Here is a 12,914-nt window from a genome sequence, read left to right as displayed (position 1 = left end):
CGCATTGATAGGGCGTGCTACGCTGCGTTGGATGCACCGCGTTCAGCCAGTACCTCTGCTTCATGCATGATCAACAACTTGCCAGCTTTGATCGCGGCATAAGTTTGCTTCTCTTCAATCGCCCTCTGCATTTCGAGCAGATAGGGAGCTGAACTCGGCATGTACGCCAGTACCGCAGAGGCTTGGGCGTAAAACAAGTTCTCCGTCTCCGTTGTATCCTCTGCAAGATGGATCACCTGCACTGTGAGGCAGAGCTGCTTGCACGGCGTATCGGCTTCGCTCTCATAGACAATCTCACTCTCACGAAGAAAGCGGCACTGCGTTTCGACGACGAAGCTGCAGCTCCGATCACCGTTACGGATAGCTGCGCCATTGATGATCAGGCGCTCTAACGGCTTGAGAGTGATGCGAAGGGGCATAGCGAACGCTCATATTCCACTTTAAGCCGAACGTGCGGCAGAACCTGTTAACCCTTCGTCAACGAAGTATTTCAGCTGCAGCAAAATTCGTAGATCCAGCGGACTTTAGCGGATCGTTTTTAGCAATTTGCAACGCGTCGCGTGTTTTTTAGGCGAGCCGCAACAAGCGGTCTCAAATCCGAAAATGGATTGCCTACTATGTCCAATTACGACGTCACCTTGTCGGCTGCGACCCGTCAGAACCTTCTGTCGCTGCAGGACACGTCCGCGCTGACCGCGATCAACCAGAACCGTCTTTCGACCGGCAAGAAGATCAACTCGGCACTCGACAGCCCGGTCAACTTTTTCACGGCTTCCGCCCTGAATGATCGTGCAAGCACCCTGTCGAGCTTGATGGACGGCATTTCGAACGGAATTCAGAGCATTCAGGCTGCCTCGAAAGGCATCGACTCGATCACGTCGCTCGTGAAGCAGCTGCAGTCGACGGTCACTCAGGCTCAATCGGACGCGGCTACCAACCGCCCCACCGAGACGGGTAGCTCGTACATCGCAATCGCAACCGGTGGATCGCTGGGATCGAAGTCGGCCAAAGATCTCACCCTGGATACGAAACTTGGCGGCGCAGCCGCTGCGGACGCCAGCATTAGCGGCGGCGTCATCACCGACGCGAACCTTGGCATCTCCGCCACCGCCACAGATACTATCGGTATCTCGATCACAGCTGGTAGCAAAACCTTCACCTCGACCAGTTTGACTAATGCTTCGACAGTCCGTGATGTCGTCAACGAGATCAACAAGTCCGGTATCGCAACGGCTTCGGTCGGTGATAATGGTAAGTTGACGGTTACAGGTATCGGATCTGACACTCTGAAGATCGGTATCGGAAGCGGCGCCTCTGCTTCTGCGGCGACGACCAATGCGCTTTCTGGTACTGCGAACTCCAATACCAAGTTCGGGTTCGCACTTTTGGATGCAACCACTGGTATCACCGCAACTGGTAACTCGACTGTGCGGTCGAACCTGATCTCCCAGTTCAACGATCTGACCACTCAGATCAACCAGCTGGCGAAGGATGCTGGCTACAACGGTACTAATCTGCTGAACGGTGATAAGCTTACGATCGCTTTCAACGAGAAGAGCGGCGCCGGAGCATCCAAGCTTGACGTGCAGGGTTCGACGCTCACGGCTTCTAATTTGGGAATCACTCAGGCCGGCACTACGACGACCGCCACGACCTTCAACATTCAGAACGACTCTGATCTCTCAACAATGTCAGATAACTTGAAGTCCGCGCTGGTTTCGCTCAAATCCCTGAGCTCCAACCTCGGGTCTAGCTTGTCCACTGTGCAGACTCGTCAGGATTTCACGAAAAATATCACTAACGTTCTGACCACTGGTGCTGACAACCTGACGAACGCTGATATGAACGCCGAGGCGGCCAACTCTCAGGCTCTCTCAACCCGTCAGTCACTCGGCATCTCGGCGCTCTCGCTCGCGAACACTGCGAACCAGGGCATCCTTCAGCTGCTCCGCTAAGCGAGACCGAAGCTACTGAGCTACGCGGCCGGGGATCGAACCCCCGGCCGTATTTTATTAGTTTTCCGTTAACCATGTTCGGCAAGCCTCGGCCGTCGCGACAGGAGGCTTTCATGGGTGTGCCGCAGCTGAAGTTCCCAGTGGCAGAGTCTCATACCCCGTGTATGGCCCTCTACGCCTTGCTTGAGCGCGCACTGCAGGATGGCGATCACGATCCCTACGACAACGATATCGTGCAGATCGGGAACGCCCTGATGGCTAGCACCAAATCGTTCGGGATGCTGTTCGTCGTCCTTGATGAACGTCTTGAGCATCGCGACTACGCGGGGGCCCTGCAGGTCGGCGCTGCCTTGGTTGAGCACGAAGCACTGCTGCTCGACGTTGCCTGCGGGAAGCCAGTACGGCACGCTTCCACCGTCAACTGAAGTGCCGGACCAGTCACTTCGCGGCTTGACCTGAGAAAACCCGCTCCCGCTGTGCCCTTTGAGAATATGAGGCGTCACAGCTCATGCGGTTGCGAGTATCGGGCGCGCTCCCGCCAACTCGCTGCGGCCGTGGCTGGGCTGCGGCCCTTCCCTTCAATGGATTGCCCTTTGTAGTCGCCACGGGCGATCCAAACCGACTTCGACTTCTGATATACCGACAAATCGACTTCCGTGCCGTACAGATCGACCCGTACCGTTGTCGTCATCGTCATACCCCTAGGAACTTGGCCGAGCTTTCGGACGGCCGGGCGTGTAGATACCGGCCTGTCGTCGCAACCGAAGCGTGCCCCAAGGTCGCCTGCACCAAATGGATTGGCGCGCCCCGATCCAGGGCATGCGAGGCGTGGGCGTGCCGGAGCCAATGCGCCGAGACCTCGACGGGCAAGCCGGCGCGAGCCGCTGCCGCCTTCACGATCCGATGTACCGCGCTTGGATCAAGCGCCCCGCCCTTCCGGGAAAGGAACACGGGCGCGTCGGCGGATGCGCCTGCCAACTTGGCGCTTGCATCGCCCCGCAGGACCGTAAGCACCTTCCACGTCGCGGCCGAGAGCAAGACGACCCGCGTCTTGCCGCCTTTTCCGAACACCGTCGCCTGCCCCGCCTCGTCGCGTGGCGTGAGATCCCGCCAACGCAGGCCGCAGACCTCGGAAATGCGCAGGCCGCCGCCGTAGAGCACGGTCAGCAGCACCCGGTTCCGGAGGGCCCGTTCCTGCCGGATCATCAGCAGCGCGTCGGCTTCCGCCATGATGCGTTCGGCCAGCGTGTTCTTGATCGGCGGCACCTTCACGGCCGCGCCGATGTTGAACCGCAGGAAACCGACCTCTTGCGCGAAGGCGAACAGGCTCTTGAGCGCCGCCGCCGTCAGAGCGACCGTAGCTGACGATCCCTTCCGACTGGCGACGTATTCCTGCAGATCGCCCATCCGCACCGCGCCGAGCGGCTTGCCGACATGTGCCAGGAAGCGCGCCGCCTCGCGCTCGTAGTTCCGCCGGGTGTTCGGGCTGGACGAGCGGGCAAGCCATAGCCGGATCATGTGCGCGTCGTCGTCGGCCTGGGCCGGGAGCAGCGCGGGGCCGGTCGGTTCGTGGATCGGGACGAGGGCGGTTCCGGTCACGGCTAGATGACCCCGCGCCGACATCGGCTTTCGATCACGCCTTCAAGCTCGGTCAACGCCTCGTCGCGTTTTTCGTCAGGTATCAGATCTAGATCGCTGCATAGGGGGAGGTTGAATGCCCGTTGCATCTCGCTCTCGAACACGTCCGCGACCCAAACCACGCCCGGCCCCTTGCCATGCGGATGAACGCGAGCCTCGAACGAGCGCCCGAGTACGGAAAAGCGATGGGACAGGGCCATGTGACCTCCGATGCAAGATAAGCGTTCTTGTCTTGCGTTCGTAGAATGCAGGCAAGCTATCAAATTCGCAAATCCGTAGCTGCCTACTTCAGTACGTAAGCACGTATTGACGTAGGCACGCACCTTGTTGGGTTCGGCCGTCAGTTAGCCTTCCTCTTCCTCAAGGTACGCCATTAGCGCTGCCTCGATCACCTCCTGGTGGCTGGCGTCGCGCTCGAATGCAAACCGCCGGAGCCGTTGGTAGCGAAGCTCGGATAGCCGGAGGGTTAGGGATTTAGTTCGCGGCTCCGCATCGGATGCTGGACGAGCAGACGGCGCCGATGAAACTGGAGCAGTGCGGTCGGGGATAGGCGTCGCAGGTGCCTGCCCTTCCCCTCGCTGCGGCACCTCGGACGGTCGCGGAGCGCCCTTCGTCTGGATGAGGCCATCGAGGGACATGGGTGGCTTGTTTGACGCGTTCATCGTGCTACCTTAGCCTTGCTTGCGTCCTTACGCAGTTGCGTCAGTACGTACTCAAGCACTTCCTTAACTTCTCGCGCTGCTGTTGTCTCGGGCTCGAACTCGGTCACCGCACGTCCGGTGATCGCGGCGGTCGGAAAATCCGTTCGGTCGTGGATGACAGTGGGGGCGAGCTTACCGTGCTTCGCCAGCGCCATCACGGCCTGCATCTGCAGGCGCGTCCGCGGCTTCGCCTGCGTCAGCACGAAAACAAACGGGCAGCCCGCGTCCTCGATCAGCGCGAGGGTGTCGCCTACCGCATCAAGGTCGTCGGGGGAGGGACGAACCGGCACGATAGCGAGGCTAGCATGGCCCAGCAGGCTGCGTAGTTCGGGCCGGACCGATGGGGGCGTGTCCACGAATAGGTACTCGATCCCGGCAGCAGCCAGTCGCTCGGCGCCTGTCGCAAAATCTGCAACCTCGATCCGCACGAGAGCCGGCTGCTGATCTTCGCGTCGGTTCCACCAGCTGGTAAGCGAGCCCTGAGGGTCGGTGTCGAGTAAGGCAGTTGCGTGCCCGGCTTGGTGGGTCGCGACTGCAAGGCTGCGCATCAGGGAGGTCTTGCCGGCTCCCCCCTTCTGACTTGCGACTACGACGACGTGCATCAGTGCCTCATTGCGTGCTTACGTAATGACGTAGTTGCGCCAGCCCGCAGCTACGTCCTTAGAGTCGTGGCCGCATGGTTAACATAGAGTTAGCGCCTGTATAGCGCTCACCCGCCGTGGCACGGCCGGGATGCGCAGAGCCGGGCGAGCCTCAATGATGGGGCCGCCGCATGCGTCACTATATCGGCTGACACTCGCTGATTCACCGTGCGGTTTAGATCACTTGTAAACCTCGGCGTTGCCAACCTTCGCGGGTGGGCGAGGCCCCCTGCCGCGACGGCGATCTAATGAGCATGCTTCTTTTGATCACCGACGACCTTCACCGCGGGAGGCGCTTAGCGCGCGACTTAGGGATGTTCGGTGCGTGTCAGATCTATAATCTCTACGAAGACGCCGGGCCACCCAAGGGCGCCAACCTCATCGTCAGCGACATCGAAGGCTTACACTCCGAGGCCCTGGTTCTCCTGCGGCGTACCCTCGACCAAAGCCGAGGCGAGGGCGTGCCATATCTCTTTCTCGTACATGGCAACGCGGCGCGGGCTGAGGCACAGGCTCGGATCCTTGGCGCCACCGATACCCTTGCCGCGAACGCCGTCGCCCGCCTCATCGCTGCTAAACTCTCAACTATGGCCGAAGGCGATCCAGTGCCTGTAGCCGCACAACGGCAGGCAGTTCGTGCGAGGTTGTTTCTGACGGATACCTTCTTCTCGGGCCATGTCATCACCCCGGACATCGCCGACACCGGCACCGATCTCATCGTTGAGGCTGTTCAAGAGACGAGCGTTCACGATTGGGTCCGAGCGGTGCAGCGTTTCGACGACGTGACCCACCAGCACTGTCTCCTCGTCGCCGGATTGGCTGTCGCATTCTCAAGCGTACTTGGTCTTGGACCAAATGCTCGCCACCATCTCGCGAAGGCCGCCCTCTTGCACGATGTCGGCAAAACGAAGATCCCAACCGCAATCCTGAATAAGCCTGGTCGGCTCGACGAGGCGGAATTGGCTGTCATGCGCACGCACCCGGCGGAAGGGTACGCTATGCTTGCCGGCGGCGGCTTCGACGCATCGTTGCTGGCAGTCGTGCGCTCCCATCACGAGATGCTCGACGGATCTGGTTATCCCGATAAGCTCAGAGGCGATCAAATTCCCGACCTGATCCGCCTCGTGACGATCTCCGACATCTACGCGGCTCTGATCGAACGGCGACCGTACAAAGCTCCGATGGATCCGGTGAGGGCTTATGGCATCATGGAAGGCATGGTGGGCCGCCTCGACGCCGATCTCCTACGCGCGTTTCAACCTGTGACTCACAACCAAAGCCGTTTGGCGACGGAGGCCGAAGGTCAGGTCGTTGCCTGAAACACCGAGGGATCAAGCCAGACGAACTTTTCCTCACCAGACCATCACGCCACGCGTGTGATCCCACCCTTGATAGCTGAGCGGAACTGCACATTGATGGAGGCGGCGGAGCGATGACGGACCTCACAACTGAATCGCCGCCCATCCGCATCAATAACCAGATCAAACCTCTCTGGGACCTCAGCATACATCCTTACATGAAGTCGCGCTCCGCCGTCCGAAAGGTCGCGGATTGAGCACGCGAGAGGGCTACGACCCGGTAGATGGATGCTAGCAGGCAAGAGTACGCGGGTCCGCCGTTGGTTGCGTCGCTCCTCCATACCAACGGTCCAGTCATCCAGACTACGGCTGATGCTTGATACACCGCTGGCCGCCTGTCGCATGCTGTTCAAGATATCTCCCGTCGCACGCGTCTGTTCATCCATGGCACCACTGACACCATCGACGTGCGCACTAATAGTTCCGATTGCTGCAGTAATGGTCGTTAGGCTGGCCGTTACCTCGGCCGAGACGGCTTGCATGCCGGCAACCTCTCCACCGATCCGAGTTGTCGCCGCCGCAGCCTGACTAGCGAGTTCCTTCACCTCTGTCGCAACGACCGCGAAACCTTTACCTGCAGCACCAGCTCGGGCCGCTTCAATTGTCGCATTCAGGGCCAGTAGGTTGATCTGTCGGGTGATACCAGCGATCACCGCACCGACTCCATCCATCGCGCTAGCAGCAGCTTGTAAGCGCTCCGTAGCGGCATTCGCTTCACCAGCACGCCCGTGGATATCGTCCACGATGGACTTCGATTGCGCCATGCTGTTGGAGATTTCCAACGCAGCGGCATTCATAGTCTCAGCTGCATCGGTGACCGTCTGAACATTGTCGAGGGTTTGTTCCGCCGCTTCGATAGCGGTTGAACGTGCCTCCATGTTGGCGGTCACATCGGTGGCATACTTGACGATCTTGGTCAGGCGGCCGTTCGGGTCGAAGATTGGGTTATAACTCGCCTGGATCCAAACTTGGCGGCCGCCCTTCCCGAAGCGCTGGAACATACCGGAAGAGAAATCACCATCGCGCAGGCGTTGCCAGAACGCAGCATAGTCCGGTGTCTGGGCATAGCCGGGCTCGACGAACAAGGCATGGTGCTGTCCCCGGATCTCCTCGATCCGATAACCGACCGCCTTGAGAAAGTTGGCGTTGGCGTTGAGCACAGTTCCGTCGGGGGCGAACTCGATCACTGCCTGGGACCGGTTGACCGCATCGAGCTGGCCGGTCGCATCAGCTGTCTGCAGCTTCCGTGCCGTGATGTCAGCGGCGAACTTCACGACTTTTACTGGAACGCCGTCACGATCACGAATGGGGTTATAGGTCGCCTGGATCCAAATTTCCCGACCGCCTTTGGCGATGCGCCGGAACTCGCCGGAGGCGAACTCGCCCCGGCCGAGGCGGTCCCAGAAGCCGCGATACTCCGCGCCCGCCTGCTCGGCGGGATCCACGAACAGGCTGTGGTGACGCCCCTGGATCTCGTCGAGCCGGTAGCCGACCGCGGCGAGGAAGTTGGCGTTGGCGGTCAGGATCGTACCGTCGAGGGCGAACTCGATGACCGCCTGGGAGCGGTGCAGGGCGTCGAGCTGGCCGTCGTGGTCGATGGCGCGCAGGACTTGGTCCGTGACGTCGGAGGCGAACTTGACCACGCGGACGACCCGCCCGGCCCTATCGAGGACGGGGTTGTAGGTCGCCTGGATCCAGACCTCACGCCCGCCCTTGGCGATGCGCCGGAACTCGCGCGTCTGCGCCTCGCCACGGCGCAGGGCGGCCCAAAACGAACGGTACTCATCGCCGTCACGTTCGACGGCAGGGACGAACAGGGTGTGATGTTGTCCCTTCACTTCCGACAGACGGTAGCCCACTAGGTCGAGGAACAAGCTGTTGGCGGTGAGAATGGTCCCGTCTGGGGCGAACTCGATCCGTCCGCGGGATCTATCGATAGCCGACATCAGGGCGCGCAGATCAGCGTCGAACAGCGGCACCGCACACACCTCCACGTGCCGCAGTGGCACGGCTGCGGTGTACAAGGCTGCTAGTTAAATGAGCGTCATATGAGCGGTGAGACGTTTGATCACACGTTCAGGATGCGCCGCCCAACCCAGCGAGCCAGACGAATTACCTACTGGACATGGAGCGTGAGCTTCATCTTTGGGTGGATGCCGCACTGAATGATGAAGTCGCCGGGCTTTCTGAGCGTCAGCGTGACTTGCTTTCCCGGCTCCTGGTCACCGGCATCGAAGGCGAACTGATCCGCCTCGATGAACGCATGGTGGACGGTATTACCGTCACCGTTGATGAGGGTGATGGTATCACCCCTATGCAGGAACAAGTCTGCGGGCTCGTAGCGTCTACCCTTTTCCAGTACGATCCGTACAGCACTGGAAATGTCTGCGCGTGCTGACGCGATTGCACCGAGTCCGAAAGATAAGACAACGAACGGGACGAGGGTTCTGCGGGCGTACATTTACGATCCAGCTTGACAACGAACCTCTGCAACGGCGCTTGATAAGGTGCTGACAGACAAATCTCTAAAAATTGATGGTCGTCGCTTAGCAAATTGCCATATCGGCACGCCCTACACCCCGCCTTGTCCATTCCGATGTCCGGAGGGCCGCTCGAACCGGACTAGGCTAGCCTCGACGCCGCGCGCCGGTTCGGGCCCGATTATCAGTACGCCGCAGGCATCAACCCGCGTCGTCCCGTGCTCCGGGTGGACCGTGAACAGTTCGGCCGCCGTCCATCCGAGCCGGTGAGCCTCCGTGCCGAGGCGGTCGCAGAAGTCGATACCGCTTTCCCGGATCGCGGCCCACTTCGCCGGAGCGAGGTAGCGGCAGGGCGAGGCGTGCGGCGACAGGTTGTCGAGCGCGGCCCGCCAGCCGGCGACGAGATCGGGGAGGGGGGCGACATCGGAGGCCATGCGGCCGAGCTACAGGACCGGCTCCGGTTGAGCTATACCCGTCCGCATGGATCAGCCGGCCGACCTCATCGCGCAGGACGCGGCCGAAGCCCTGATCGCCCTTGGCTGGCCAGTGACGCCTTACGGCCCCGATATGGACCGCTGGCAGATTGGCGACTTCATCCTGACCGACGCTGACCTGATGGCGCTGGCAGGGCGTCCGCGTCGCCTGTCACTGTCAGAACTTACAGTGAGCCGACCGCGCGAGCGGCCGGGCCCGATTATGACGAGTTTACCGAAAAGTCGGCATAACTCGATAACCTATCGTCACGCGACCGGGATCAGCGGGTGCTTCTCAGGGGTGATGTGCGCCGCTGCCTGTGTTGGCGTCCCCAGGATGGAGACGAAGCCCCGTAAGCTTCCTCGACAGGCGACGGCGATCTGGCCTAGCCGATGGCCGCTCGTTTTCGGTTAACTTCGACGGATCACGCAACGGCGCGGCATCGTCTTGCGGTTTCGGGGAGCATTGCGGTTCTCATAGCGACTGCCGGTTGAACCATGGCCCACGTCGCTTCTGTCGCCGCTAAACAGCTCGTCGGGTGAGCTTTGACAATCGAGCTACCCGGCGATCTTGCGAGGTATATAGCTCGTTCACGATCAAGCGTTCGAGAGCTTTCACATGCAAACGCATATGTCGGGTTGTCATTGCCCGCGAGTTGCGCCATGTGCGCACGCATCGAAGCAATGAAGGATCCTATAAGTGAGTGAAGACTACACGGAAATTAACCTTGGTATCATTGGGCAGGTCGGCGATATTGTCGCAGCCTACGTATCCAACAATCATGTCTCTGCCGCTGACCTGCCGAAGCTGATTGCGACTGTTCACGCCGCGATCAGCGGTCTCAATCGCCCCAGCGCAGACGGAGAAGTTGAAGAGGCGGGTGTAGCGAAGGCCACTCCTGCGCAGATCAGGAAGTCCGTCCAGCCTGACGGCTTGATCAGCTTCATCGACGGCAGGGCCTACAAGACCTTGAAACGACACCTAACCTCGCACGGTCTCACCCCGCAGCGCTATTGCGAGCAGTTCGGCCTGCCATCCGACTACCCAATGGTCGCTCCCTCCTACAGCGAGAAGCGCTCGAGTCTTGCCAAAGCGGCGGGCCTTGGGCAGCAGCGTGGACGCAATAATGGAGCTGAGGATACGCAGCCAGGACCGAAGGGCCGGAAGAACGCCGCTTAAGATCGATGTTGCTTTGGCACCGCCGCCTGCTTTGGCGTCTCCGGGATGGAGACGAAGCCCCATAAGCTCCTCAGCAAGCGGCGGTCACCAAACTTAACTGATCAGACCTTAAGATCAATTTCGTAAGGGTGCTGGCTGACTGCAAACGAGTCTGCGCTTGCCGTAGTGATTGGTGCAGTGGAATGGGCGCCATCATCGTCATTGCCACCTCCGCGGGTGGCCTCGATCCGCTTGTACGGATCGTCACAGCGTTGCCGCCTACCTGCCGCGCCTCCTTATTCATCGTTCAGCACGTCGGGGCGAACCAAAGCATCCTCCCCGACATACTTGTTCGGAGGACCAGCCTTCCTGCTGCCTTCGCCCGGCATAGCGAGATGATCCAGCGCGGACGTATCTATATTGAACCGCTCGATTGCCACATGCGGTTGTGCCCAGGTTGGATCAGTTTGGACAAGGGGATCAAAGTGAACTTTACGCGTCCAGCGGCCGATCTACTCTTCATCCCGGCCGCCGAAGTCTACGGCGAGCGCGTCGTCGGGATCGTGCTCAGCGGCAGCAATAATGACGGGGCCGAGGGTATACGTGCGATCACGGTACGCGGTGGTCTTGGCCTAGTGCAGGATCCGTCCGAGGCCGAATTTCCCGAGATGCCCCTGGCCGCGCTGAGGCTCGATCACCCGGAGCCACCCCTTACTGCCGCTCGATTGGCCGAGCGGGTTATTGCGCACTGTGCGTCTAACGATTGAAGTTATTGCAACCCGTCTCGCCGAAACGATGTGGCGGCAGGGGCGAGGGCTAGAGACCCAATGACATGCGCCGTGCTACCTCAGGGCTAGAGCACGAGCCATGTGCGCGCAGGCAATGCCACCATGTCCCGACCGCCCTCTCTCCGCCATCTGGAAGAAATCGACCTCCTCGAAGCCCTCGCTGCACTAGACGCGGCCGAAACCCTCATCGCGCTCGGCTGGCCGGTAACACCACCGGACCACTCGCAGGCACGGTGGAAAATTTTTGATGAGTTGCTGACCACGACCGAGTTACTTGTGATCGCCTCGTTCGTAGCGATCTGCCCGCGGGTCAACCGTTCGAGGCCGTGATGTCGAGTGAACCGCCACGGACTGTTGGCCGGTTGCGTGATGAAGGGATCATCACGAACGACGAGGTCACGGCTGCGGTACAGGCTTACCTCGCAGATCCGAAGGCGCCTCCATTCGAGTTCGAAAGTGGACACGTCCTTTACGTAGCGAGGGCTGTGCACGCGTACCGGCAGGCGAGAGAGGCGATGGCGGTTCGGGGCGTCACGGAGGTCTACCGCAGGACAATCGTGCGCACCGCCGTGATCCTGGCGACACCTACGGACAAATGAGCACGCTGTCAGATCCGTCCCTCGTTTCAGTCGAAGCCCCGAAAGCACAGGTGCATGGCCACCCGGGCGGCGCGCTTCTCACCCGATGAGGCGTTGCGGGCGCGTGCCCATCACGGCCGGCACCTTAAGTAAGGCGTCTGGTACGCAGGTCAGACCTACTGAGCCGACTTGCTCGGGTCGTCGGCGGGGTTGATGTAGTTCAGCCCGAAGGGCCCGGAGCCGTTCACCTGAAGCTCAGCAGGCTGCTCGGTGGTCCAGAGCGAATGCGGCATGTCCTTAGGCAGGAACACGAAGCCGCCCGCGCGCAACTCCTTGCCTTTCGCCTTATCGATGGTTGTGCCGTGCTCGTGATAGATCGAGCCCGAGAGGATCGTCAGCGTCTCGGCCTCGGAATGGGTGTGAGGCGCGATCACCGTGTTGGCGGGAAACTTCACCCGTAGGACAAAGGGGCCGGGCTTACTCGGATCGCCCGAAAGCATGCTGATTTGCGTGCCCTTCGGCAGGTCCGGCGGTCCCGGCTGGTAGGTCGTGCTCGTCGCATCCGGCAGGGTGATCGCGCCGTGCGTTCCATGGTCCTGCGCAAGACCCACGCCCGTGCTGGCGATCAGAGCCGCAAGACAGGTGGCGATGGTCCGAAGGCGTAGGGTCATGGTTCGTCCTCCCCGCCCGTTCGTGGCGGGCTTGATGGTCACTTAGCGCGCAATCGAGCCTTGGCTAATCAGGCGGCAGGTCAGGCCACCGCTGCGAGCCATAGCGAAGGTCGGGATAATCGACCCGACACCCCGGCCGCATCGCCGTGCCTGAGTTGTCTAGGCGATAGCACGGCTTCGCTAGCTCGCATCGAACCCGATCAAGGTCCGCGTCCGCGCCGAAGCGTGCCACGAGCCGAGCGAGCCTGTATCGGCCCCGCCGGGGGCACAGGTCGCAGTCCAGTCGCACGATGACGAAGGGGTAATCGGCAAGCGTCTGTGGATAGGCCATGAAGCTTAGGCCCACCGCCATAGGGACGTGCGAAAGCGCGCGTTGTAATCCGATCCGGCTTGGAACATTCAGCGAACAGACCCGACCTTCGGCGCTAGTTCAACGGCTCCGGCCGGACGCGCGACAAGACAACGGGGACGG

At 60.9% G+C, this 12,914-nt stretch carries 13 protein-coding genes and 2 pseudogenes; 7 read left to right on the top strand and 8 right to left on the bottom strand.

Translation table 11 applies throughout. The features are described from left to right. Positions 1-17: 17 nt before the first annotated feature. A complete protein-coding gene (locus AAHF99_RS24980) occupies positions 18-419 on the bottom strand; it encodes a flagellar biosynthesis repressor FlbT (RefSeq protein WP_342167053.1) in 402 nt (133 codons plus the stop codon). A 198-nt stretch (positions 420-617) separates the two neighbouring features. Here AAHF99_RS24980 and AAHF99_RS24975 point away from each other — a divergent pair, with 198 nt between their 5' ends. Continuing rightward, positions 618-1,955, top strand: coding sequence for a flagellin N-terminal helical domain-containing protein (locus AAHF99_RS24975; protein WP_342167052.1), 1,338 nt, complete (start codon positions 618-620; stop codon positions 1,953-1,955). 113 nt (positions 1,956-2,068) lie between these two features. After that, positions 2,069-2,380 carry a hypothetical protein gene (locus AAHF99_RS24970; protein ID WP_342167051.1) on the top strand — a complete coding sequence of 104 codons (312 nt, stop codon included), beginning with the start codon at positions 2,069-2,071 and terminating at the stop codon, positions 2,378-2,380. 310 nt (positions 2,381-2,690) lie between these two features. Here the strand turns inward: AAHF99_RS24970 and AAHF99_RS24965 are convergent. From AAHF99_RS24965 to AAHF99_RS24950, 4 genes and pseudogenes are all read right to left on the bottom strand, one after another. Beyond that, positions 2,691-3,221 (bottom strand): annotated as a pseudogene (locus AAHF99_RS24965) (tyrosine-type recombinase/integrase); the annotation flags it as partial. A gap of 57 nt (positions 3,222-3,278) precedes the next feature. After that, positions 3,279-3,473, bottom strand: a pseudogene (locus AAHF99_RS24960) (site-specific integrase); the annotation flags it as partial. Between the two features lie 83 nt (positions 3,474-3,556). Beyond that, positions 3,557-3,793: a hypothetical protein gene (locus tag AAHF99_RS24955; RefSeq protein ID WP_342167050.1), complete on the bottom strand. Its 237-nt coding sequence runs from the start codon at positions 3,791-3,793 to the stop codon at positions 3,557-3,559. Between the two features lie 458 nt (positions 3,794-4,251). Then, positions 4,252-4,896: a ParA family protein gene (locus tag AAHF99_RS24950; RefSeq protein ID WP_342167049.1), complete on the bottom strand. Its 645-nt coding sequence runs from the start codon at positions 4,894-4,896 to the stop codon at positions 4,252-4,254. A 293-nt stretch (positions 4,897-5,189) separates the two neighbouring features. Here AAHF99_RS24950 and AAHF99_RS24945 point away from each other — a divergent pair, with 293 nt between their 5' ends. Beyond that, entirely contained in the window at positions 5,190-6,254 is a 1,065-nt protein-coding gene (locus AAHF99_RS24945) for an HD-GYP domain-containing protein (RefSeq protein WP_342167048.1), read from the top strand. Between the two features lie 44 nt (positions 6,255-6,298). Here the strand turns inward: AAHF99_RS24945 and AAHF99_RS24940 are convergent, their stop codons facing one another. Further along, positions 6,299-8,272 carry a methyl-accepting chemotaxis protein gene (locus AAHF99_RS24940; RefSeq protein ID WP_412759949.1) on the bottom strand — a complete coding sequence of 658 codons (1,974 nt, stop codon included), beginning with the start codon at positions 8,270-8,272 and terminating at the stop codon, positions 6,299-6,301. Between the two features lie 146 nt (positions 8,273-8,418). Here AAHF99_RS24940 and AAHF99_RS24935 point away from each other — a divergent pair, with 146 nt between their 5' ends. Continuing rightward, complete coding sequence (locus AAHF99_RS24935) at positions 8,419-8,691, top strand: hypothetical protein (RefSeq protein WP_342167047.1); 273 nt, start codon at positions 8,419-8,421, stop codon at positions 8,689-8,691. 174 nt (positions 8,692-8,865) lie between these two features. On the opposite strand, the gene AAHF99_RS24930 is transcribed toward AAHF99_RS24935, so the two are convergent. Beyond that, positions 8,866-9,207, bottom strand: coding sequence for a hypothetical protein (locus AAHF99_RS24930; RefSeq protein WP_342167046.1), 342 nt, complete (start codon positions 9,205-9,207; stop codon positions 8,866-8,868). Between the two features lie 739 nt (positions 9,208-9,946). Between AAHF99_RS24930 and AAHF99_RS24925 the strand changes: the two genes are divergently transcribed. The 3 genes from AAHF99_RS24925 to AAHF99_RS24915 all read left to right on the top strand — a co-directional run bounded on the left by AAHF99_RS24925 (position 9,947) and on the right by AAHF99_RS24915 (position 11,523). Continuing rightward, on the top strand, positions 9,947-10,426 hold the full coding sequence (locus AAHF99_RS24925; RefSeq protein WP_342167045.1) for a Ros/MucR family transcriptional regulator: 480 nt from the start codon (positions 9,947-9,949) through the stop codon (positions 10,424-10,426). Positions 10,427-10,608: 182 nt separating this feature from the next. After that, the gene (locus AAHF99_RS24920) at positions 10,609-11,172 is read left to right on the top strand and encodes a chemotaxis protein CheB (protein WP_342167044.1); all 564 of its coding nucleotides are present in this window, start codon (positions 10,609-10,611) and stop codon (positions 11,170-11,172) included. A gap of 123 nt (positions 11,173-11,295) precedes the next feature. Further along, the gene (locus AAHF99_RS24915) at positions 11,296-11,523 is read left to right on the top strand and encodes a hypothetical protein (RefSeq protein ID WP_342167043.1); all 228 of its coding nucleotides are present in this window, start codon (positions 11,296-11,298) and stop codon (positions 11,521-11,523) included. Between the two features lie 424 nt (positions 11,524-11,947). Here the strand turns inward: AAHF99_RS24915 and AAHF99_RS24910 are convergent, their stop codons facing one another. Continuing rightward, positions 11,948-12,442: a cupin domain-containing protein gene (locus AAHF99_RS24910; RefSeq protein ID WP_342167042.1), complete on the bottom strand. Its 495-nt coding sequence runs from the start codon at positions 12,440-12,442 to the stop codon at positions 11,948-11,950. Positions 12,443-12,914: the final 472 nt, after the last annotated feature.

The organism is Methylobacterium litchii (assembly GCF_038442315.1).
In the GTDB taxonomy this organism is placed as follows: Bacteria; Pseudomonadota; Alphaproteobacteria; order Rhizobiales; family Beijerinckiaceae; genus Methylobacterium; species Methylobacterium litchii.
Note: the sequence above shows the minus strand (reverse complement) of the source record. Positions and strands in the feature narration are given on the sequence as shown.